We start from the raw sequence: 22,667 nt of genomic DNA on the forward strand, positions 1-22,667 counted from the left end.
TGGGCGGCACCTGGTTGTAGCAATGCAGAACAACGGGTTTCAGGACATCCCACCGGCTCCCACGGGCTGCCGCACCCCACCGCCGGTGCGAACCTGGGAGTATCCACTTGACTTCTGTCAACGCCTGCGGGTTTTGACAATATGTGCCCCAATGGGTGCCGGATGTGGCGGTACGTCAGGGGCAGGAGCGCTGCTGCATATGGAAAATGAACAAGAATTGGCCGTTAACGATGATGCCGCGGCGGCCGAGGAGTCCGCTGTTGCACCCAAGAAGGCTGTCAGGACGCGCCGGAAGGCCGCGCCGAAGGTCGAGGACGTCGTAGACGGGCCGGTGGGCGACGGCCCCGCAGAAAACGCCACGGCGGAGAACGTTGAAGCTGCCGCCGCAGAAACCAAGGCGCCGGCCCGGCGTACCCGGGCCCGCAAGAAAGTGGAAGCTGACGAACCGCTTCCCGCCTTCGCCGACGAAGCAACGGGCACCGGGGCTCCCGCCGGAGTTACGGCCTCAGCCGAAGAGGGTACCCCGTCCGCAACTGCCCCCGAAGCGGAAGCCGAAACCAAACCGGTCCGCCGCCGCCGTGTCGCCACCCGCAAAACCTCCGCGCCCGCGGTGGAAACTGAAGTGCCGGCTGAAGCTGCAGCCACCGAAGCGGTTTCCGCCGGGCAGGAAGCCCCGGCCGCAGCCGGCGACGAGGCGGAAACCCCTGACACCGCCGCAGCAGTGGACGCGCCTGCCGGGGCGACCCCGGCAGCGGAGACCCCGGTGGAAGCAGCCGTAACGCCGGAAGCGGCTCAGACGCCGTCGGCCGCAACGCCTGAAGCCGCCGCTCCCCAAGCCCAAACCGAGGAAGAAAGCAACGCAGCCGCCACCGGCGCTGCTCCCAGCCCCTTCGGCTCGCTCTTCCTGGAACCTGCTTCCCCCACGTCCGTGCTGTTCCAGGCCCCGGACCTCAGCACGGTGGTGCGCCCCGCCGCCCCCGCCGCGGCAGCCACCGAAGAGCCGGAAGAGGACGACGCCGAAGAAGGCGACGCAGAGGATTCCGCGGGCCGCCGCAGGCGCCGCAGCCGTGGCCGCCGGAACCGCGGCCGCCTTGATGACCGCGATGCAGAGGCAGGCGCTGAGGGCGACGACGAAACGGCCGAGGATGCCGACGAAGAGCAGGCCGGGCAGCGGGAAGAGGGAGTCACGTCGCGCCGCCGCCGTCGCCGCCGCCGTGGCGACCAGGACCTCGAACTGACCGGCGGCGGGGATGACGACCCGCCCAACACCGTGACCCGCGTCCGCGCGCCCCGCGTTGCCACCGAACCGGCCGTCAGCAACCGGGTCACCAGCGTCAAGGGTTCCACCAGGCTGGAGGCGAAGAAGCAGCGCCGCCGCGAGTCCCGCGATACCGGCCGCCGCCGCACCGTGATCACCGAGGCCGAGTTCCTGGCTCGCCGCGAATCCGTTGACCGGCAAATGATTGTCCGGCAGCGCGACGACAGAATCCAGATTGCGGTCCTTGAGGACGGCGTCCTGGCGGAACACTTCGTGTCCAAGACGCAGCAGGATTCGCTCATCGGCAACGTCTACCTCGGCAAGGTCCAGAATGTCCTGCCCTCCATGGAGGCTGCCTTTGTTGACATCGGACGCGGCCGCAACGCCGTCCTGTACGCCGGCGAGGTGAACTGGGAGGCCGTCAACCTCGAAGGCAAGCAGCGCCGCATCGAAAACGCCCTCAAGTCCGGCGACACCGTCCTGGTCCAGGTCACCAAGGACCCGGTGGGCCACAAGGGTGCACGCCTGACCAGCCAGATCTCGCTGCCCGGCCGCTACCTCGTGTACGTGCCCGGCGGCTCCATGACCGGCATCTCCCGCAAGCTGCCCGACGTCGAACGCAACCGCCTCAAGCGCATCCTCAAGGACCGCCTTCCGGAGCATGCGGGCGTCATTGTCCGCACCGCCGCCGAGGGAGCGTCCGAGGAAGAGCTGACGCACGACATCAACCGGCTGCGCGCCCAGTGGGAAGGCATCGAAAGCCAGTCCACCTCCACCAAGGTCCTGGCACCGGAACTGCTCTATGGCGAACCGGACCTCACCATCAAGGTGGTCCGTGACGTCTTCAACGAGGACTTCTCCAAGCTGATTGTTTCCGGCGAGGAAGCCTGGGACACCATCGAGGCCTACGTCACCTACGTGGCCCCGGACCTGGTGGGCCGCCTCGAGAAGTGGACCAAGGACCAGGACATCTTTGCTGCCTGGCGGATCGACGAGCAGATCCACAAGGCCCTGGAACGCAAGGTGTTCCTGCCCTCCGGCGGGTCGCTGGTCATCGACCGTACCGAAGCCATGACCGTGGTGGACGTCAACACCGGCAAGTTCACCGGCAGCGGCGGCAACCTCGAAGAAACCGTCACGAAGAACAACCTTGAAGCGGCCGAGGAAGTTGTACGGCAGCTCCGGCTGCGCGACATCGGCGGCATCATCGTCATCGACTTCATCGACATGGTGCTGGAGTCCAACCGGGACCTGGTGCTGCGCCGGCTGGTGGAGTGCCTGGGCCGTGACCGTACCAAGCACCAGGTTGCCGAGGTCACCTCGCTGGGCCTGGTCCAGATGACGCGCAAGCGCATGGGTACCGGGCTCCTGGAGGTCTTCGGTGAGCAGTGTGAGGCGTGCGCCGGGCGCGGCGTGGTCACCCACGACGATCCCGTGGAGCACCGCCGCGCCAACATCGTTGCCGCCGAGCACCACGTGCAGCGTGCCGACAGCCGGCCTGAAGCCCGTGCTGAAGGACACCGCAACGAAGGCCAGCGGACCGACAGCACCCAGCCCGGTGTCCGTCCCGACCGCAAGCGGCGGCGCGGACGCGGCGGCCAGCAGCCTGACGTTGCCCCGGCGGCCGCGGCCGTACACGTGCACACGGTCCATCCGGACCCGTCAGACGCCGAACGCCACGCCAAGGCGGAAGCAACCCGGCTGGCCCTCGCCAACATCGCTGCAGCAGCCCACGCGGCCCACCTGCACGACGATGAGGTTGCGGCTGCCCGCCAGGCACAGCCGGCCCAGCAGGCAGCGCCAGTCGAGGCGGACAAGCACGACGCCGATGCCTCCTCCCGTCCCGCCGCTGTCCTGACGTTCGGCGGCGAGAAGGTTGCCCTGCCCTTCGTCGAGCACGCGGAAGAACAGCAGCCGCAGCCTGCCCTCACCCTGGACCGGCTCGCTGAAGCCTTTGCGCACCTCGGTGAGCCCGCTCCGGCTGCCGAGGCTCCGGCAGAACAGCCGGAAGCTGCGGTTTCGGCACCGGCAGCTTCGGCACCGGCAGCTCCGGCACCGGCAGTTTCGGAACCGGCCAAGTCCGGGCAGCCGTCCGCCGCCGCAACCGTTGAAAAGGACTGGTCGGACCACACCCTGGAGCAGTCACGGCAGCGGAGGCCACGGCGCAACCGCAGCGCCAGCCGTGCCCAGGGGGCTGCCAACGAGACGTCCGTCCAGCACCACGAGAGCGTCCCGGCAGCCAGTGCAGGCCACTCGCATGCCGCGAAGGCGCCGGAACCGGCTGCCGCCTCCGGTGCGGACACTGCAGGCGCCAAGCAGGCCGAGGCTCCGATCATCCTCGGTGTGGGAGTTCCTGCTTCCGAGCTCTGACCGCAGGCAGCACAACAAAAACCCGGATGCCCGGAACCGCCCTCACGGCCGGTTCCGGGCGTCCGGCGTTAACAGTGTTTCGGCCCGGATCAGGTGCCAACAGCAGCGGCACGTCACCTTCGGTGCGGCGGCGGCAAAACGGCTAGGCTGGGGAACCGACACGGGGTGCCGCGCGAAGGGCCGGCTGAGATCCACACCCGTTGAACCTGTCCGGCTAGTACCGGCGAAGGGATGTCTCTTGTCTTCGACTCTTGCACTGCCCGCGGAAGCTCTCCAGTCCACTCCTGTCCTGCCGGATTCCGGCCGGGACCTGCCCCGTGTCCTGTCCATTGCGGGTTCGGACCCCTCCGGTGGAGCAGGCATCCAGGCGGACCTCAAAAGTATTGCCGCGCACGGCGGGTACGGCATGGCCGCCATCACAGCCCTCACCGCACAGAACACCCGCGGCGTGGAAGCTGTCCACGTCCCGCCGGCTTCCTTCCTGGCCAGCCAGCTGGACGCCATCAGTGACGACATCACCATCGACGCCGTGAAAATCGGCATGCTGGGGGACGCCGCCGTCATCGGGGCGGTCCGGGTATGGCTCGAAAAGGTGCGCCCCGCCGTCGTGGTCCTCGACCCGGTGATGGTCGCCACCAGTGGCGACCGGCTGCTGCAGGAATCAGCCGAGGCCGCGCTCCGCGACCTGCTGCCGCTCGCCCATCTCCTCACGCCCAACCTGGCCGAGCTCGCCATGCTGGTGGGCGAAAGCCTGCAGGATTCCTGGGAAGGCGCGCTCGATCAGGGGAAGCGCCTGGCGGCAGCCACCGGGACCACCGTGCTGGTGAAGGGAGGCCACCTGGCCGGGGCCGAATGCCCGGACGCGCTGGTCAACATGAACGGATTGCTGGGAGCAGAAGTCATCCAGGTGCCGGGGGAGCGGGTGGCCACCCCCAACAGTCACGGCACCGGCTGTTCGCTCTCCTCCGCAATGGCGACTGTGCAGGCGCGGCTGGGGGACTGGGAGGCATCGCTGCGGGAAGTGAAGCCCTGGCTGGCAGGCGCGTTGGAAGCCTCCGGCCGCCTGGACGTGGGAACAGGGAACGGGCCGGTCCACCATTTCCACCACCTGCGCCCCGTCCCGCCCGCCGGAGGATTCGCGGCGCGGCTGCGGGCCGAAGCCGACGAGGACCTCAAAGCGATCTACGGGCTGGACTTCATCCGTGGACTGGCCTCCGGAAGCCTCCCCGAAAAGGAGTTTGCCTACTACCTGGCCCAGGACGCCATCTACCTCAACGGCTACTCCCGGGTCCTGGCACGGGCAAGCGCCCTGGCACCCACCGAAATGGAGCAGGTGTTCTGGGCTGCCTCCGCGCGGCAGTGCCTGGAAGTGGAGTCGGAGCTGCACAGGTCCTGGCTGAGCACCCGCCCTGTCCAGGCTGAACTGGGTCCGGTCACCAAGTCCTACGTGGACCACCTGACCGCTGCATCGGCGTCGGGCAGCTATGCAGTGCTCGCGGCCGCCGTCCTTCCCTGCTTCTGGCTGTACGCGGAGGTGGGCAAAACACTCCATGCCCGGTTTGTCGCCGCGGGCGAACCGGCAGCGCACCCCTATGCTGACTGGCTCCGCACCTACGCCGACGATGAATTCGCCGAAGCAACCCGCACGGCCATCGCCATCGTGGACGGGGCCGGGCGGAACGCCTCGGATGCCGAGCGGGCGGCGATGGTCACCGCCTTCCGGCAGTCCTGCCGCCTGGAAGTGGACTTCTTCGACGCGCCGCGCCTCCACTCCTGACCGGCGGGCGGGCGCCCTGCCGGTAGGATGGTTGGGCGCGGTCCCGCCGCCGGGTTGGCCTGTGGTTCCTATCACAGCCAACGCGCCGGAACCAGCCTCATTTGCGGCCGAAGACGAAATTAGCGTAGTCTAGTTCTTCGGTGCTTACGCCAACACTTGGGTTATGACCCCTTCGGGGATAGCTCACGGATTCCCCCGGGGAATCCACGGCGTTGAGGCACAGCGGAAACCCAGCCAATTCAGAGCCGGGCACCGCACGCAAATTTAGTAATAAACGTCGAGAGAAGTGAGTTCCCAAGTGGTGTACGCGATTGTCCGCGCAGGCGGCCGCCAAGAGAAGGTTTCCGTTGGAGACTTCGTTACCCTGAACCGCGTCGCCGGTGGAGCTGGCAGCACCATTGAGCTGCCCGCGCTGCTCCTGGTAGACGGTGACAAGGTCACCTCCGCCGCTGCTGACCTGGCCAAGGTGACCGTCACGGCTGAAATCCTCCAGGACCTCCGCGGTCCTAAGATTGTCATCCAGAAGTTCAAGAACAAGACCGGTTACAAGAAGCGCCAGGGTCACCGTCAGGAACTGACCAAGGTCAAGATCACTGGCATTCAGTAACCACCGGTTACTGTTCAGGTTTTTCAGCAGATTCCCCAGAATTTAGAGGCAGGCATTTCAGATGGCACATAAAAAGGGCGCGAGCTCCACTCGCAACGGTCGTGACTCCAACGCTCAGTACCTCGGCGTCAAGCGCTTCGGCGGCCAGGTAGTTTCCGCAGGCGAGATCATCGTCCGCCAGCGTGGCACCCACTTCCACCCGGGCGCCGGCGTTGGCCGTGGCGGCGACGACACCCTGTTCGCACTGACCCCGGGAGCCGTTGAATTCGGTACCCGCCGCGGTCGTCGCGTCGTCAACATCGTTGCTGCTGCAGCTGCAGAGTAACAACAGATTCCAAAGCGGTGGAGCGGGCCTGATGGCCCGCTCCACTGTTCTTTTAACCGCATTACAATCGATTTGGCGCCTTGGGGCGTCTCGAAAAACAGCACTGAGGAGATCCACGTGGCCAGCTTTGTAGACCGGGTAGTACTGCACGTATCCGGCGGTAGCGGCGGCCACGGGTGCGTCTCCGTCCACCGCGAGAAGTTCAAGCCCCTGGGCGGTCCCGACGGCGGCAACGGCGGCAATGGCGGCGACGTCATCCTGCGCGTGGACCACCAGACCACCACCCTTCTTGACTACCACCACGCCCCCCACCGGCACGCCACCAACGGCGGCCCCGGTATGGGTGACTGGCGCGGCGGGAAGAACGGTGAGACCCTCATCCTGCCCGTGCCCGACGGCACCGTGGTCAAGTCCAAGGACGGAACGGTCCTGGCGGACCTCGTCGGCGAAGGCGCCGAATACGTCGCCGCTGCCGGCGGGATCGGCGGACTCGGCAACGCTGCCCTGTCCTCCCAGAAGCGCCGCGCCCCCGGCTTCGCCCTGCTGGGCATCGAAGGCGAATCCAGCGACATTGTCCTGGAACTGAAGTCCATTGCCGACATCGCCCTGGTGGGCTTCCCGTCCGCCGGCAAGTCAAGCCTCATCGCCGCGATGTCGGCTGCCCGGCCCAAGATCGCGGACTACCCGTTCACCACGCTCATTCCCAACCTGGGCGTTGTCCAGGCGGGCGATGTCCGCTTCACCATCGCCGACGTCCCCGGACTGATCGAGGGTGCCAGCGAGGGCAAGGGCCTGGGCCACCACTTCCTGCGCCACGTGGAGCGCTGCGCCGCGCTGGTCCACGTCCTGGACTGCGGAACCCTGGAATCGGACCGCGACCCGCTTTCGGACCTGGCCATCATTGAGGCCGAGCTGGAAAAGTACGCCGTGGATATGAGCTACGCCGGCCAGGACGGCGAAGTGGTCCCCCTGAACCACCGCCCCCGCCTGGTGGCGCTGAACAAAGTGGACCTGCCTGACGGCAAGGACATGGCAGACTTCGTCCGCCCGGAACTGGAATCCCGCGGCTACCGCGTCTTCGAAGTGTCCGCCACCAGCCACGAAGGCCTGCGCCAGCTGGGCTTCGCCATGGCCGAGATCGTCCAGGCGGCCCGTGACGCCGTGGCGGCCGCACCGCCCAAGGTGCAGCCGGCCGTCCTGCGGCCGCGCGCCGTCAACGAGTCCGGGTTCCGTATCCGCCGTGAGGAGAAGGGCCTCGAGCCGCTGTTCCGCGTCCTCGGCGAAAAGCCCGTGCGCTGGGTCAAGCAGACCGACTTCACCAATGAGGAAGCCATCGGCTACCTGGCCGACCGGCTGGCCAAGCTCGGCGTGGAGACCGAGCTGTTCAAGCAGGGCGCAAAGCCCGGCGACACCGTGGTGATCGGCGAGGACGACGGCGTCGTCTTCGACTGGGAGCCCACCATGATGGCCGGCGCCGAACTGCTGGCGTCACCCCGCGGCACCGATGTCCGTTTCGCCGATATCGGCGACCGGCCCACCCGCAGCCAGAAGCGCGAAGAGCAGCAGGAGCGCCGGGACGCCAAGGCGGCAGCCCGCGCCGAGCTCGAGGCAGAGCGGAAGGCCGGCATCTGGACCGAGTCCGTCAGCGGACGGCGTGTGGCCAAGCCCCTGAAGGAGAGCGGACTGGAAGCGGACGATGACCTCTAGGGCCGTCGTCACGGATCCCACGGTGCGGTCTGTAGACCGGAGCCTGCTGGCCAACGCGCGCCGGATCGTGGTGAAGGTGGGCTCTTCCTCACTGACCAGCATCAAGGGCGGCATCTCGGAGGAATCCCTGACCGCCCTGGCGGACGCCCTGGCAGCCAAGCGCAACAGCGGAACGGAGATCATCCTCGTCTCCTCCGGCGCCATCGCCGCGGGCCTGGCACCTTTGGGCCTGGCCAAGCGGCCCCGCGACCTGGCCACCCAGCAGGCGGCGGCCAGTGTGGGGCAGGGCCTGCTGATGGCGCGCTACACCCACGCGTTCGGCGCCCACGGCGTGACGGTCAGCCAGGTGCTGCTCACGGCCGAGGACCTGATGCGGCGCAGCCAGCACACCAACGCCTTCCGTGCCCTGGACCGGCTGCTGAACCTCGGCGTTGTCCCCGTCGTGAACGAAAACGATACGGTGGCCACGCACGAGATCCGTTTCGGCGACAATGACCGGCTCGCGGCCCTGGTGGCCCACCTGGTGCGGGCCGATGCGCTGGTGCTGCTGTCCGACGTCGACTCCCTCTACGACGGTCCGCCTTCCCAGGGCGCGAAACGGATCCCCCTGGTTGAGGGCGCCCACGACCTCGAGGGCGTGTCCATCGGAAAAACCGGCAAGGCGGGCGTCGGCACCGGCGGAATGCTCACCAAGGTCGAAGCCGCCACCATGGCCGCCGGCTCGGGCATCCATGCCGTCGTCACCTCCACGCCCAATGCGGCAGCTGCACTCAACGGCGAGGACGTGGGCACCTGGTTCGCCGTCAACGGGGCCCGGAAGCCCGTCCGCCTCCTCTGGCTGGCACATGTCGCCTCGGTCCAGGGCCGTCTGGTCCTCGACGATGGTGCGGTTAAGGCCGTGCGGCACCACCGGACGTCCTTGCTGCCGGCAGGCATCTCCGCCGTGCACGGCGACTTCGAGGCGGGCGACGCCGTCGAGATCGTCAGTGCCGATGGAACCGTGGTTGCCCGCGGCCTCGTGAACTACTCCTCGGAGGAGCTGCCCCGCATGCTGGGCCGGTCCACCCGGGACCTTGGCGAGGAACTCGGCAGCGGCTATGACCGTGAAGTTGTTCATGTTGATGACCTGGTGCTGGTCTGAGCTCCACCCTCGCCTAAACTTGAAACATGACTGAGGCCCTGATCCACACAACTGCTCACACCTCCGGAGACACTGCTGCCGCGTCCGAGGCGCAGCAGCCAGCCCCCGCAGCAGTGCCGGTATCAGCTGACGTCCCGCTGTCCGATGCCGACGTCGAAGCGGTAGTCCACGCCATCGCCGACCGTTCCCGCCAGGCTGCCCGCCGGATCGCCATGGCCAACCGGTCCTGGAAGGACCGCGCCCTGCGCGCCGTGGGAGATGCCCTGCAGGAGAACACGCAGGCCATCCTTGCTGCCAACGCCAAGGACGTAGCTGCCGGAAAAGCCAACGGAACGTCCGCCGCCATGCTGGACAGGCTCACGCTCACGGAGGCCCGCATCGCCGGGCTGGTGGCTGCGCTGGAAAACCTTGCTAACCTGCCCGACCCCGTGGGCAACGTGGTCCGCGGCCAGACCCTCCCCAATGGCCTGCGTCTGCGCCAGGTCAACGTTCCCATGGGCGTGGTGGCCGCCATCTACGAAGCGCGCCCCAACGTCACGGTGGACATCGCCGGGCTGGCACTCAAGAGCGGCAATGCCGTGATCCTGCGCGGCGGCAGCGCGGCTCAGGCCACCAACGAAGTACTTGTCCGGGTGTTGCGCGAAGCGCTGGAGTCCGTGGGACTGCCTGCCGACGCCGTGCAGACCGTGGACCAGTATGGCAGGGCTGGCGCGAACGTGCTCATGCGCGCCCGCGGCAGGGTTGATGTGCTGATTCCCCGCGGCGGCCGCGACCTCATCCAGACAGTGGTCACCAATTCCGCCGTGCCCGTCATCGAGACGGGGGAGGGCAACGTCCATATCTTCATCGACGAATCGGCGAATGAGGAGATGGCCGTTGAGATCCTGCTCAACGCCAAGACCCAGCGGCCCAGTGTCTGCAACACGGTGGAGACCCTTCTGGTCCACTCCGGATCCACTGTCCTGCCGGCCGTTGCCGCAGCCCTGAGCAAGGCCGGCGTCCGGCTGCACGCCGATGACCGCATCCGCGCCGCCCTGCCCGCAGCCATTGAGGCGGAACCGGCCACCGACGAGGACTGGGGCACCGAGTACATGAACCTCGACCTGGCCGTGGCCATGGTGGACAGCCTGGATGAAGCGGTTCAGCACATCCGCACCTGGTCCACCGGCCACACCGAGGCCATCCTCACCAACGACCTCTCCAATGCCGAACGGTTCATCGCGGAAGTGGATTCCGCGGCTGTCATCGTCAATGCATCGACCCGTTTTACCGACGGCGGCGAACTGGGCCTGGGTGCCGAGGTGGGCATTTCCACTCAGAAGCTGCACGCCCGCGGCCCCATGGGGCTGACCGAACTCACCACCACCAAGTGGATCGTGCAGGGCGAGGGCCAGGTCCGCGGGTAGCAACGCGGTAACATAGACCGAACGCCAGAAAGCAGCGGGAACTTCCGCTGCCATAAACCTTTGAACCCTAGGGGAGAAAATGCTGTTCCAGCAGATCGCCACGACCATCGCCGAAGGCGAAGAACACGAACTCGCGCCGCTGTGGGCTGAGCCGTGGGTCTTCGGCATCGTCATTTTCGCCATCCTGCTGGTGCTGATGTTCGTCACCCTGTCCTACTCCAACCTGGGCAACCGCCACGCTGCCACTGAGGAGCACGCGGACCCGCATCGCCAGCACCCCAACAAGCACGATCACGGGCAGGGCCACTAACATTTCCCGCGTTCTGCACCACAGTGGTGCCAACGGCAGGCTTCGGCTGGGCGTGATGGGTGGGACGTTTGATCCCATCCATCACGGCCACCTGGTCGCAGCCAGTGAAGTGGCTGCCGAGTTTGATTTGGACGAAGTGGTTTTCGTCCCCACCGGCCAGCCGTGGCAGAAGTCCCACAAACAGGTCAGCGAGCCCGAGCACCGGTACCTCATGACCGTCATCGCCACCGCCTCCAATCCGCGGTTCACCGTGAGCCGGGTGGACATCGAACGGCCCGGCCCCACATACACCATTGACACGTTGCGTGACCTGCGGGCGCAGCGCCCGGACGCCGACCTGTTCTTTATCACGGGGGCTGACGCGCTGGCGCAGATCCTGTCGTGGAAGGACATCGATGAACTGTGGTCGCTGGCCCATTTCGTGGGTGTGACGCGGCCCGGCCATGTCCTGGACGGCATGGGACGGGACGATGTCAGCCTCCTCGAGGTTCCGGCCATGGCGATCTCGTCAACGGATTGCCGGACCCGCGTTGCAGCGAACAACCCCGTCTGGTACCTGGTGCCGGACGGCGTGGTCCAGTACATCGCCAAGTACGGTCTCTACGCCCATGCGCCGGCGAGCGGGAATGAGTTTACTTCCGAAGCACGTGAACCAGCCAGTACTGAATGAGTTCTCAATGAGTCAGGAACAGCCCCCCATCCGCAGCCGCCGGGAACTCCGGAAGGCCAGGGATGCCCAGCAGGCGTCCGTGTCCACGGGCACGGACCAGCTTCCCCCTGCCCATAAACCGGAGGCCCCACAACCGCAGGCCCCACAACCGCAGGCGGGCGCACCGCAGCCGGCCGCGAAGCAGCCTGCCACCCCGGGCGCGGCAGGCCAACCGGCCGCCGGGCAGCCGGGCCGCGGCTCCAGTCCCTCCCCGGAGCAGACCCACACCCAGCGGTCGTCACAGATCCGCGCGCGGGACCGTGCAGCACTGCGCACCATCAAGGAGCTGGAAGAAAAAGAAGGCCAGCTCGCCACCGGCGGTGCCCCTACCCGGCGCCAGCTCAGGCTTCAGCAGCTCAAGGAACAGGCGCTGACCGCGGCCAACCCCATCGTGCCGCCCGCAGGCGGTCCCTCAGTCCAGGCTGGTTCATCGGCGCAGGCCGGTACGGCACAAAACGGTCCGGCTGCCGGACCCTTGGCCACCGGATCCTCGCAGTCCACTCCCGCGGCAGCGGAAAAGAAGCCGGCCGCGAAAACTGCCGGTCCCACCGCCAAGAGCACCGCCGCTACAGCCAATGCCACATCCGGGTCCCGTTCCGGGGTCCCCGACGGGATGACTGTTGAACAGGCATTGCAGGCGCGGGCACTCATCGCCGAGCAGGCAAAGAACCAAATCGCCAAGATGGAGCACATCGCTTCCCTGGATCCGGAAGCGGTCGATCCGGACATCCTGGCGGAACAGATTGCCTTGGCCGAACGTGCCGCCGTCATGAACCGCAGGGCCCTGGCCAAGCAGAAGCTGGCCGAACAGGCAGGAACACTTGCGGCACCCGGCAGGGAACCCGGAACCAAGGACCGGCCCGCGCCTTCGACGGCCAACAACCTGGCCATGGTGACCCCGTTGGAGTTTGTGCAGGTGCCGGGCGTCGACCGCCCGGTCATGAAACCGCCGGCAACCTCCCATGTCCCCGTCACCACACGGCCGGGTTCAAAGGTCCAGCCCGATACAAAAGCCCAGCCGGGAATTAAGGCCCAGCCGGGAGGTGCCGGCAAGCGGCGCCCCGCCAGCCGCCCGAACGCTGCCGCGGCAGACGCCGCATCGGGCCGTTCGCAGGTTATCGCCCGGGCGGAAGCTGCTGCCAGGGCAGCCACCCGCCCCAAACCGGTGGTCTTTCCCGAGAACCCGTCAGAGGGCCTGGTGGAGGATCTGCCCAGGGTTCCGGCCAGCTCGGCCTACGGACTCGATCCTTTGGATGCGGCCACCGCCGGGCTTGCCCGGGCCAAGCGGAACCGGATCCTGCAGCTCTGCATCCTGCTGTTCGGCCTCGTGGCGCTCATCTCAGGCATTTTCCTGATCATCAGCGGCATGTCCAGCTGACCGGTCAGCACCAATACTTTTTAAACCAACAAGGAGTCCCGTGACTGCATCAGATTCATCCATCACCATAGCCCGCACTGCCGCCAAGGCCGCCGCGGACAAGATCGCCCAGGACATCGTTGCCTTGGACGTCAGTGAGCGCCTGGCGCTGGCCGACGTCTTCCTCATCGCATCCGCGCCAAGCGAACGCCAGGTCAATGCAATTGTGGACGGCATTGAGGAGGAGCTGGCCAAGCAGGACCTGCGTCCGGTGCGCCGCGAAGGCCGCTCCGGTGGCCGCTGGGTCCTGCTGGACTACTCGGACCTGGTCATCCACGTCCAGCATGAAGAAGACCGCGTGTTTTACGCCCTGGAACGCCTCTGGAAGGACTGCCCCGTGGTGGACCTCCAGCTGGGTGACGACGCCTCGGCCAAGGCCACGGCCGCCTCCGAGACCGAGTAGATCCGCGGAAACACACCGAATATTCCCGATTTGGAATTTTCGGAATTGCTGTTCTAAGATATTTGAGTTGCTTCGGGGAAGCCCGGAAGAAAGCTCTTGGGAGCAGCAATAATTCGGGGCTGTGGCGCAGCTGGTAGCGCACCTGCATGGCATGCAGGGGGTCAGGGGTTCGAGTCCCCTCAGCTCCACCGGATAATCCGCCGGAATCATTTGATTCCGGCGGATTTTTTGTTTGCCCCGCTGGCTCCGGTGTAACCCCCGCTGGCGCCGCTGGGAGCCAGCCCGCCGGAGGCGTACGCTTCAAATATCCGCCAAAAGGCTGCACATTCCCCCGATTGGCGCATCGGGCAAAAGTGCATTAAGCTGATCAGGTTGCTCCGGGGGAATCGTCCGGAACAGCGAAAGTTCGGGGCTGTGGCGCAGCTGGTAGCGCACCTGCATGGCATGCAGGGGGTCAGGGGTTCGAGTCCCCTCAGCTCCACCGGACTTCTCCGTCAGGAGAACAGAAGAGGAACCATCCACCAGGATGGTTCCTCTTCTGTTTAAGCCAGCGGGGCTCCCGTCAGAGCCAGGCGGTACGGCGCAGAGGAGGCTCTTCCCCGCCCGGGCGCTGGACCAGAACCTGGTTGACACCCGTCAGGCCGTTTTCGAAACCGATGGCACTGGATGCCATGTACAGCCGCCACACACGTGCACGGCCCAGCCCGGACAGCCTGGCGGCCTGCTCCCAGCTGTCCTCCAGCCGTTTGACCCAAGCACGCAGGGTCAGCGCATAGTGCCGCCTCAGCGCCTGCACGTCAAGGATCTCGAAGCCGGCCCCCTCCAGCGCCATGACCATCTCGCCCAGGCTGATCATCTCGCCGTCCGGAAAGACATACCGGGGGATGAACGAATCCGGGTCAGGGCTGGTGGGCCCGGCATTCCAGGAGATGGCATGGTTAAGCAGGCGGCCGCCCGGGCGGAGCAGCGCGAACAAGGCCGAAGCGTACCCCGGGGTCTGCTCCCGCCCCACATGCTCGGACATCCCGATGGAACTGATGGCATCGAAGGGCCCATCCGTGACGTCCCGGTAATCCTGCACCCGGATGTCCACCTTTTCGGTGAGCCCCGCTTCGGCTGCCCGCTTGCGTGCAAGGTTCGCCTGCTCGGAGGAGAGCGTCACACCCACCACCGTGGCCCCGTACTTTCCTGCCGCGTGGAGGGCGAAGCTGCCCCAGCCGCAGCCCACGTCCAGCACACGCATTCCCGGCTTAAGCCCGAGCTTGCGGCAAACCAGGTCCAGCTTCGCTTCCTGCGCGGCATCGAGCCCCTCCACCAACCTGGCGCCCGAACCCGCGCCCTGCCCTTCGTCGGCGTCTTCGGGCCACACCGCGCAGGAGTAAACCATCGACGGCCCCAGGACAAGGCCATAAAAGTCATTGCCGACGTCGTAATGGTGCGAGATCGCAGCCGAGTCCCGGCGGCGCGAGTGCAGCCTCCCCTTCCTGGCGATCCGCGACTCCTCCGGCGGCGGCGCGGGATTGGGTCCCACGGCTCCCAGCCGAATGGCGGTGCGAACCAAGGTCCAGAGCTCAGCCGCTGTGGGGGGACGGAAGGGACCCGGCTCCGCGAATTTGCCGGCGGAGCTCAAGGCAGAAAACGCCTCGAAGATATCGCCGGGCGCATCAATTTCGCCGGCAACATACGCCCTGCTCAGTCCCAGTTGGCCCGGAGACCACATGATCCGCCGCAGCGCGCGGCGGGAGCGGAATTCCAGGACCGGCGCTTCCTGCGGGCCGGCTTCCGAGCCGTCCCAGGCACGCAGGCGAAGCGGTATCTGTTCGGTTCCCAGGACAATCCCCAGGGCTGTGGCTAGCCGGGCGGCTGCGCCGCGGTCTGTGGTCATGGTGGTGCCTTTCTTCCGCTGAGGCCGCCCGCGGGGAGGGCCTGCTTCCGATGCCCTCCCGGGCCGGTTCCATGGGCCTACCCTAAAGCCGGCGCGCCGCGCTGTCAGGGAGCGCCCTGTAAATTTTTGCCAAAGGTTCCGTCCAGGTCCCCGTGCCTTGTCCGGCAGGTACACCCGTATGGGGCGCGGCTATCATGGGGGAGTGACCGCCGCCCAAACCGATGTTGCCGTCATTGGTGCGGGCCAGGCAGGCCTGTCAGCCGCCTACCATCTGCAGCGCCGCGGCGTCAGCTATGTAATGTTCGACGCCGAAGAAGGACCGGGGGGTGCGTGGCGGCACCGCTGGAAGAGCCTGCGCATGGCCACTGTGAACGGCATCAGTGATCTTCCCGGAATTGCGAAGCCCGCCGTCGATCCCAGGGAGCCCAGTTCGGAGTTCCTCACCCGCTATTTCCGGGAGTACGAGGAGGAACTGGGCCTGTCCGTCCAGCGCCCGGTCAAAGTGCGGGCGGTGAGCCGGGAAGACGATGATCCGGCCGGCAGGCTGCGGCTCGACACATCACGCGGGGATTGGACAGCCAGGGCAGTCATCAACGCCACCGGGACCTGGACGCGGCCGTTCTGGCCCATTTACCCGGGCCAGTCCACCTTCCGGGGCAGGCAACTGCACGTGGCCGACTACGTTGCAGCCGAAGAGTTCACCGGCAAGCACGTCATCGTGGTGGGCGGTGGGATCTCCGCTGTCGGGCTGCTGGACGAAATCTCCCAGGTCACCTCCACCAGTTGGTTCACCCGCCGGGAACCTGTGTGGCGCGACGCGGAGTTCGACTCCCGCGCAGGCCACGATGCGGTGGCACTCGTGGAAGAGCGGGTGCGCAAGGGACTGCCGCCGCAGAGCGTGGTGTCGGTAACAGGGCTGATCTGGACGCCGGCACTCCGCACGGCGGCGGCACGAGGTGCTCTGGACCGGCAGCCCATGTTCACCGTCATTGAGCCGGACGGCGTCCGGCTCCCGGACGGGAGCCTCCTGAAGGCGGATGTCATCCTGTGGGCCACAGGTTTCCGGGCCGAGCTGGAACATCTTGCCCCGCTTCACCTGCGGGGGCCCGGAGGCGGCATCGTGATGGACGGAACGCAGGTGGCAGCCGAACCGCGCGTGCACCTGGTAGGTTACGGCCCGTCGTCGTCCACCATCGGAGCCAACCGGGCCGGCCGGGCGGCCGTTGCCGCAATCCTGAAACTGCCCGGACTGGCTCCCGCCGTGGAAACGGTAACGTGGGGCTGACCCGCCGCGGGAACGCGCCAGGCAGCGCGGGAGCATTCGGGACAGAAGAAAGCGGCAGGCATTACGTGGCACTAGACAGGCTTGAGGACGTCTTTGGGATCCTTCGGCGGCGGCCAGACGTGGAGGCGCCCAACCTCCAGGCGTGGGATGCCACCGACCGGCTGCTGCTGGAAACGGCGGCGGACCATGTGGAGGAGGGCAGCACCGTAGCTGTCATTGGCGACCGCTACGGCGCCCTGACCCTGGGCGCGCTGGCTGTGCTCAACCCCGCCGGCGTCCTCGTGCACCAGGACCTGATCACCGGCGAACGGGCCCTTCGCCTCAACGCGGAAGAACTGCGGGTTGCCGGCACGGGGATCGCGCCCGCGGCAGGGAACAGCACGACTGAGCCGGCCGGCTTCCGGCACGTGCCGCTCGGTCCAGAACTTTTGGCAGGTGCCCAGACTGTGCTCCTGCAGCTGCCCAAGACCCTGGCCGAGCTGGAGCAGATTGCGGGGGCCGTCGCCCGGTATGCGCCCGCTGGCGTGGTGCTGCTGGCGGGCGGCCGGGTGAAACACATGTCCCTGGGCATGAATGCCGTCCTGGAACGGTACTTCCATACCGTCCAGCCCCAGCTCGCCCGGCAGAAGTCCCGCGTTATCCTGGCCACGGGCCCCAAGGCGACACCCGCGCCGGACCGGTTTCCCGTCGTCGAACACCTCGCTGAGCTGGACCTGAACGTGGCGGCCCACGGAGCGGTCTTCGCCGGCCCGAAGCTGGACATCGGCACCAGGTTTTTGCTGACGTTCCTGCCGTCGATGAACCCCGCCCGCCACGCCATCGACCTGGGCTGCGGCACCGGAATCCTCGCAGCGATGTATGCCAGGCACTATCCGGAATCGCGGGTGACGGCCACGGACCAGTCGGCTGCGGCAGTGGCCTCCGCGCTGGCAACGGCCCGCGCCAACGGACTGGAAAGTCGGATCGGCGGCTTCCAGGATGACGCGCTGAGCACCATGGAGGCAGGCAGTGCGGATCTCGTGCTGCTCAATCCGCCCTTCCACGTGGGTGCGGGCGTGCATGCGGGCGCGGGGCTGAAAATGATCGAAGCCGCAGGCCGGGTGTTGACGCCGGGCGGGGAATTGTGGACGGTCTATAACCGCCACCTTCCCTACCTGCCGGCACTGGAGCGGCACGTGGGCCCCACCGCCATCAAGGGCCAAAACCCCAAGTTCACGGTGACCCGGAGCGTCCGGCGCAGTGTTCGGTAAAGGTATCCACAAGGTATGCCACGCCACGGTCCAGCCTATGGGTCTGTGCCTACGCTTAACGTACGATTCAAGCAGCACCACAACCACGTGGCCGAAGATCTTTAGGGGACACTGTGACTGAGATCCGCCAATCCTCACCGAGGCGCGGAACCAACCTGCCCAGGATGGGGGACTTCAACCTCACAGTCATCCTCGACGCCATTCGCAGGTCCTCGGGTGGCCTGAGCCGTGTGGAACTCGCACAGATCGTGGGCCTGTCGCCCCAGACTATCTCGAACATATCCCGCCGCCTCCTCGACCAGAACCTCATCGTCGAAGCCGGGAAGGAAGGCAGCGGCCCCGGAAAACCACGCACCATTCTGCGCCTGAACCCCGGCGGCATGTACGCCGTGGGCGTCCACCTCGACCCCGCCGTGAGCACCTTCGTGGTCCTGGACCTCGTGGGAGCGGTGGTCCGGCATTCCCGGATCAAGACTCCCGGCGGCAACGATCCTTCCGTCATCATCAGCACCATCGCCGCCGGGATCTCACAGATCGTCGCGGACTCGGACGTGGACCGGGACAGGATTGCTGGCGTGGGTGTTGCAGCCCCGGGCCCCATCGACCTGGACAACGGCACGGTGGTGGATCCGCCGCTGCTTCCGGGCTGGGACCGCGTGGAACTGCGCAACGCGCTGTCCGAGGCAACGGGCTATTCGGTGCTGATGGACAAGGACGTCACCAGCGCCGCCGTCGCTGAAACCTGGGCCGGCGGCCCCAGCGGCGCCGGCAGCTTCGTGTTTATGTACATGGGGACCGGCATCGGCTGCGGCATTGTCCTCAATGACGAGGTGGTGCGCGGAACGTCCGGAAACGCGGGCGAAATCGGACATATTGTGGTGGACCCTGACGGACCCCTGTGCGACTGCGGGCAGCGGGGCTGCGTGAAATCCTCCTGCATTCCCAAGGTGCTGGTGGCCGAAGCGGAGGCGGCAGGCATCCTGGACGGCTCGCGTTCGGGCAACAGCGGCGCCGAGATCCAGCAAAGCTTCGCCAGGCTGTGCGAACTGGCGGACGGCGGAGACGAACGTGCTGCCGCCATCATTGACAAGTCCGCCGTGCTGGTTGCCCGGGCGGTATCGGTGGTCACTAATACGCTCGACGTCGAGCGGGTGGTTTTCGGCGGGCCGTTCTGGAGCGGCATGGCAGAGCGTTTCCTCGAGAAGGTGCCTCCGCTGCTGGATGCCAACAGTGCGGCGCGGTTGATCCACCCCATCCAGGTTGTTGGCACGGGTGTAGGGGAGGACGTGGGCGCCATTGGTGCGGCGTCGCTGGTCCTGGAGCACACGCTTGCGCCCCGCGCCCAGCGGCTCCTGCTGGAGAGCTGACAGGACGCATTTCGCGGGCGCCTTGCTTGCGGCACCCCGCCCATCTAGCATGTGCATATTGCCGCGGCTGGGGCCCGCTGACAAAGGGGTCCGCAGCTTTAGACCGAATGGAGCACCATGCGTCGCCGGGCCCTGAAGACAATGTCCCTGATCGCCTCCGCGCTGGTTGCCCTGGCGGCCTGCACTCCGGGCAGTCCGGCCGCCGAAGAGTCCAGGACGTTGAAGGTGGTCTACCAGAAGACGGATTCCTTCACGGCCCTGGACACCATGTTCCAGTCCGCCAAGCAGGAGTTCGAAGCGGCGAACCAAGGGGTCACCGTCGAGCTGCAGCCCATCCAGGGGAACGACGACGACTACGGCACCAAACTGGCCCTCGCCCTGCGCTCGCCGTCCACCGCGCCGGACGTGTTCTACGAGGACACCTTCAAGGTCCGCTCCGACGTCGACGCCGGCTACCTGTTGAAGCTGGACAGCCACCTTGACGGCTGGGCGGATTGGGACACGTTCAACGACGCCGCCAAGGCCGCAGGAAAGGCGGACGACGGCAGCACCTACGCAGTGCCGCTGGGCACCGACACGCGGGCCATCTGGTACAACAAAAAAGTCCTGGCAGCCGCCGGCATCAGCGACCCCTGGCAGCCGCGCAGCTGGCAGGACATCCTGGATGCCGCCCGGAAGATCAAAGCCAACGACCCCTCCGTGATCCCGTTCAACATGTACGCCGGCAAGGGCACCGGCGAGGGGACCGTTATGCAGGGCTTCTACGAACTGCTCTACGGCACCGGCTCCAGCCTCTACGACGAGGAATCGAAGAAATGGGTGGTGGGCTCGGCCGGCTTCACAGACTCCCTGGCCTTCCTCAAAACCCTGTACGACGAGAAACTCGCAGTGTCGCCGGCTGAGGCCCTGGACGCCAACGTCTGGAAAAAGGTGTTCGGCGAGTGGTTCCCCAACGGGAAGCTGGGCGCCACCGTGGAAGGCTCCTACGCGCCGTCGTTCTGGCAAGAGGGCGGAAGCTACGAATGGCCCGGGTACGAACAGGACATGGGCGTGGCCCCGTTCCCCACCCGGGACGGCCAGGCGCCCGGCGCCGTCAGCATGTCCGGCGGCTGGACCCTGGCAGTGGGTGCCGGAACCAAAGAACCTGACCTGGCGTTCAAATTCCTCACCACTGCGCTCAACGAGAAGAACTCCCTCGCGTTCACCGTGGAAAGCTCGCAGATCGCTGTCCGGTCGGATGTCGCGGCGGATTCCGGCTACCAGGATGCCAACCCGTTCGTGAAGGACGTCTCTGACCTTGTTTCCGTAACCCGCTACCGTCCGGCAACGTCCGACTATCCCCGGATCTCGGCGGCTGTCCAGGAGGCAACCGAAGCCGTGATTACCGGCAGCAGGACCCCGGAGCAGGCGGCGGCGGACTACGACGCAGCGGTAACGGACATTGTGGGCGGCGACAAGACCGTCCGGAAGTAGCCTGTGCCCGTTAGCCACCGGACACGGCAGTGGCTCCGCTACCTGCCGGTCCTCCCTGCCATCCTGCTCCTGCTGGTGTTCCTCGCCGGACCCGTGCTCTGGGCCTTCCAGGCTTCGCTCACCAATGCCGGGCTGACCGGCCGCAGCGCCAGGAATCCCGAGTGGGTGGGGCTGGAAAATTATCAGCGGCTGCTGGCGGACCCCGCCTTTCCGCTCTCGCTGGCGCTCACGGTCCTGTTCGTGGGAGGTTCAGCGGTGCTGGGCCAGAACCTGCTGGGCCTGGCCATCGCCGTGCTGATGCGGCGGGCCCGCCCGGCAGTATCCTCCCTGGTTGGGACCGCCGTGGTGGCCGCCTGGGTCCTTCCGGAAATTGTGGCCGCCTTCGCCGCCTACGCCTACTTCAGCAGGGACGGAACCCTGAACCAGCTGCTGGGCGGACTGGGCCTTGCCCAGGCGGACTGGCTGTACGCGTATCCGATGGTGGCCATCATGCTGGCCAACGTGTGGCGCGGCACCGCCTTTTCCATGCTGGTGTACCGGGCGGCCCTGAACGACGTTCCCGCTGAGGTGACCGAAGCCGCCCAGATGGACGGTGCCAGGGGCTGGCAGCGGCTGGTTTTCATCACGCTTCCCATGATCCGGGGCAGCATCGCCACCAATCTCATGCTCATCACGCTGCAGACGCTTGCCGTGTTCACGCTGATCTGGGTGATGACGGCCGGCGGACCCGCCAATGCCAGCACCACCTTGCCCGTTCTCGCCTACCAGGAAGCGTTCAAATTCGGCGACATCGGCTACGGCACCGCGGTGGCCTCCGTCCTCATCATCATCGGCGGCGTGTTTGGGGCAGCCTATATCCGTCTGCTCCGGGAGCCCCGGCCATGACCGCCCCTGCCAGAACACGGCAGCCTGCCCCTGCCCCGGTGCTCAGGGCCCGCCTCCGCCGCGGCTCCGCCCCGGCCGACCTGGCCCTGCTGCTGGTGGGCGCCTGCTTCCTGCTGCCGCTGCTGTGGCTTGTCCTGGGTTCCCTGGACCCGGAGGCCGGCCACGAAACCAAAGTGCCGCGGCAGCCCGGGCTGGACAACTTCGCAGCCGTCCTGACCCCGCAGCTGCTGCTTCAGCCGTTGTGGAACAGCATGGTGCTGTCTGCAGGAACCGGAGCGGTGACGCTGGTGGCCGCCGTGCTGGCTGCCTATCCGCTGTCCCGCTACCGGTCGCGGTTCAACGCACCGTTCCTGTACGCCGTCCTCTTCGGGACGTGCCTTCCCATCACCGCCATCATGGTGCCCGTCTACGGCCTGTTCGTGCAGTTGGAACTGCTGGATTCGATGCCGGCAACCATTTTCTTCATGGCCACCACCACCCTTCCCATGGCGATCTGGATGACGAAGAACTTCATGGACGGCGTTCCGTTGTCCCTGGAGGAAGCTGCCTGGGTGGACGGAGCGTCGCGGATGACAGCCTTGCGGACCATTGTTTTGCCGCTCATGCGCCAAGGCCTGGGTGTGGTGTTCATCTTCGTCTTCATCCAGGCCTGGGGGAACTTCTTCGTGCCGTTCGTGCTGCTCCTGTCAGAGGCACGGCAGCCGGCAGCCGTATCCATCTACAGCTTCTTCGGACAGCATGGTGCAGTGGCCTACGGCCAGCTGGCCGCGTTCTCCATCCTTTATTCATCGCCGGTGCTGGCCCTGTACGTCATTGTGGCCAGGGGCGCCGGCGGCTCCTTCGCGCTGTCCGGAGCGGTGAGGGGCTAGTCGATGTCCTCGACCACCACGCCGAAGGGAATGCTGTCGTCGAGGTGTGCCTGGTGGCCGGTGGAGCCGGGGTTGTAAACAACCCGGACTCCGTGAAGCCGGTCTGCCGCGGACTGCTGCAGGACAGGCTTGACGGTGCTGATGAACATCTCGCTTTTGTCGGCGAGAAACTCCTTGTAGCTGGCTGGAAGCTCACTCATGGCAAAAGGATAGACCTGCATTC

Annotated in this window: 19 protein-coding genes, 2 tRNA genes and 1 riboswitch; of the genes, 19 read left to right on the top strand and 2 right to left on the bottom strand. The window is 66.7% G+C overall.

Going from position 1 to position 22,667, the window contains the following annotated elements:
• Positions 1–199 precede the first annotated feature (199 nt).
• The 13 genes from DXK94_RS16945 to DXK94_RS17005 all read left to right on the top strand — a co-directional run bounded on the left by DXK94_RS16945 (position 200) and on the right by DXK94_RS17005 (position 13,911).
• Positions 200–3,628 carry an Rne/Rng family ribonuclease gene (locus DXK94_RS16945; protein ID WP_115525823.1) on the top strand — a complete coding sequence of 1,143 codons (3,429 nt, stop codon included), beginning with the start codon at positions 200–202 and terminating at the stop codon, positions 3,626–3,628.
• 151 nt (positions 3,629–3,779) lie between these two features.
• Positions 3,780–3,877: riboswitch (TPP riboswitch) on the top strand.
• Entirely contained in the window at positions 3,867–5,405 is a 1,539-nt protein-coding gene (gene thiD / locus DXK94_RS16950) for a bifunctional hydroxymethylpyrimidine kinase/phosphomethylpyrimidine kinase (protein ID WP_395929727.1), read from the top strand. Its footprint overlaps the riboswitch before it by 11 nt.
• Before the next feature lie 298 nt (positions 5,406–5,703).
• Complete coding sequence (gene rplU / locus DXK94_RS16955) at positions 5,704–6,012, top strand: 50S ribosomal protein L21 (protein ID WP_079596325.1); 309 nt, start codon at positions 5,704–5,706, stop codon at positions 6,010–6,012.
• Between the two features lie 61 nt (positions 6,013–6,073).
• Positions 6,074–6,337 (top strand): 50S ribosomal protein L27, encoded by a 264-nt coding sequence (gene rpmA, locus DXK94_RS16960; RefSeq protein ID WP_009372867.1) that lies wholly within the window; start codon positions 6,074–6,076, stop codon positions 6,335–6,337.
• 117 nt (positions 6,338–6,454) lie between these two features.
• Positions 6,455–8,044 carry a GTPase ObgE gene (obgE, locus tag DXK94_RS16965; RefSeq protein ID WP_115525824.1) on the top strand — a complete coding sequence of 530 codons (1,590 nt, stop codon included), beginning with the start codon at positions 6,455–6,457 and terminating at the stop codon, positions 8,042–8,044.
• Positions 8,034–9,185: a glutamate 5-kinase gene (proB, locus tag DXK94_RS16970; RefSeq protein WP_115525825.1), complete on the top strand. Its 1,152-nt coding sequence runs from the start codon at positions 8,034–8,036 to the stop codon at positions 9,183–9,185. Before obgE ends, proB begins: the two co-directional genes overlap by 11 nt.
• Before the next feature lie 26 nt (positions 9,186–9,211).
• Positions 9,212–10,591, top strand: coding sequence for a glutamate-5-semialdehyde dehydrogenase (locus tag DXK94_RS16975; RefSeq protein WP_115525826.1), 1,380 nt, complete (start codon positions 9,212–9,214; stop codon positions 10,589–10,591).
• 79 nt (positions 10,592–10,670) lie between these two features.
• Positions 10,671–10,901, top strand: a complete 231-nt coding sequence (locus DXK94_RS16980) for a hypothetical protein (RefSeq protein ID WP_079596321.1) — start codon at positions 10,671–10,673, stop codon at positions 10,899–10,901.
• Positions 10,902–10,914: 13 nt separating this feature from the next.
• A complete protein-coding gene (nadD, locus tag DXK94_RS16985; RefSeq protein ID WP_395929751.1) occupies positions 10,915–11,571 on the top strand; it encodes a nicotinate-nucleotide adenylyltransferase in 657 nt (218 codons plus the stop codon).
• Positions 11,572–11,578: 7 nt separating this feature from the next.
• Entirely contained in the window at positions 11,579–12,988 is a 1,410-nt protein-coding gene (locus DXK94_RS16990) for a hypothetical protein (protein ID WP_115525828.1), read from the top strand.
• Positions 12,989–13,028: 40 nt separating this feature from the next.
• Positions 13,029–13,430 carry a ribosome silencing factor gene (gene rsfS, locus DXK94_RS16995; protein ID WP_079596318.1) on the top strand — a complete coding sequence of 134 codons (402 nt, stop codon included), beginning with the start codon at positions 13,029–13,031 and terminating at the stop codon, positions 13,428–13,430.
• Between the two features lie 115 nt (positions 13,431–13,545).
• Positions 13,546–13,618: transfer RNA gene (locus DXK94_RS17000), tRNA-Ala, on the top strand.
• 220 nt (positions 13,619–13,838) lie between these two features.
• Positions 13,839–13,911: transfer RNA gene (locus DXK94_RS17005), tRNA-Ala, on the top strand.
• Between the two features lie 81 nt (positions 13,912–13,992).
• Here DXK94_RS17005 and DXK94_RS17010 read toward each other — a convergent pair.
• The gene (locus DXK94_RS17010; RefSeq protein WP_115525829.1) at positions 13,993–15,315 is read right to left on the bottom strand and encodes a class I SAM-dependent methyltransferase; all 1,323 of its coding nucleotides are present in this window, start codon (positions 15,313–15,315) and stop codon (positions 13,993–13,995) included.
• Between the two features lie 178 nt (positions 15,316–15,493).
• On the opposite strand from DXK94_RS17010, the gene DXK94_RS17015 reads away from it, so the two are divergent.
• The 6 genes from DXK94_RS17015 to DXK94_RS17040 all read left to right on the top strand — a co-directional run bounded on the left by DXK94_RS17015 (position 15,494) and on the right by DXK94_RS17040 (position 22,444).
• Positions 15,494–16,600, top strand: coding sequence for an FAD-dependent oxidoreductase (locus DXK94_RS17015; protein ID WP_115525830.1), 1,107 nt, complete (start codon positions 15,494–15,496; stop codon positions 16,598–16,600).
• Between the two features lie 65 nt (positions 16,601–16,665).
• Positions 16,666–17,850, top strand: a complete 1,185-nt coding sequence (locus tag DXK94_RS17020; RefSeq protein WP_115525854.1) for a class I SAM-dependent methyltransferase — start codon at positions 16,666–16,668, stop codon at positions 17,848–17,850.
• A 164-nt stretch (positions 17,851–18,014) separates the two neighbouring features.
• The gene (locus DXK94_RS17025; RefSeq protein WP_079596314.1) at positions 18,015–19,217 is read left to right on the top strand and encodes an ROK family transcriptional regulator; all 1,203 of its coding nucleotides are present in this window, start codon (positions 18,015–18,017) and stop codon (positions 19,215–19,217) included.
• Positions 19,218–19,334: 117 nt separating this feature from the next.
• A complete protein-coding gene (locus DXK94_RS17030) occupies positions 19,335–20,690 on the top strand; it encodes an extracellular solute-binding protein (RefSeq protein ID WP_115525831.1) in 1,356 nt (451 codons plus the stop codon).
• Positions 20,691–20,693: 3 nt separating this feature from the next.
• Positions 20,694–21,575 carry a carbohydrate ABC transporter permease gene (locus DXK94_RS17035; protein WP_115525832.1) on the top strand — a complete coding sequence of 294 codons (882 nt, stop codon included), beginning with the start codon at positions 20,694–20,696 and terminating at the stop codon, positions 21,573–21,575.
• Complete coding sequence (locus DXK94_RS17040) at positions 21,572–22,444, top strand: carbohydrate ABC transporter permease (RefSeq protein ID WP_115525833.1); 873 nt, start codon at positions 21,572–21,574, stop codon at positions 22,442–22,444. The genes DXK94_RS17035 and DXK94_RS17040 overlap by 4 nt, the downstream gene beginning before the upstream one ends.
• On the opposite strand, the gene DXK94_RS17045 is transcribed toward DXK94_RS17040, so the two are convergent.
• On the bottom strand, positions 22,441–22,665 hold the full coding sequence (locus tag DXK94_RS17045) for a hypothetical protein (protein WP_181884860.1): 225 nt from the start codon (positions 22,663–22,665) through the stop codon (positions 22,441–22,443). The two genes, DXK94_RS17040 and DXK94_RS17045, sit on opposite strands and share 4 nt — an antisense overlap.
• Positions 22,666–22,667 lie beyond the last annotated feature (2 nt).

This window comes from Arthrobacter sp. RT-1 (assembly GCF_003367205.1).
Taxonomy (GTDB): Bacteria; Actinomycetota; Actinomycetes; order Actinomycetales; family Micrococcaceae; genus Arthrobacter.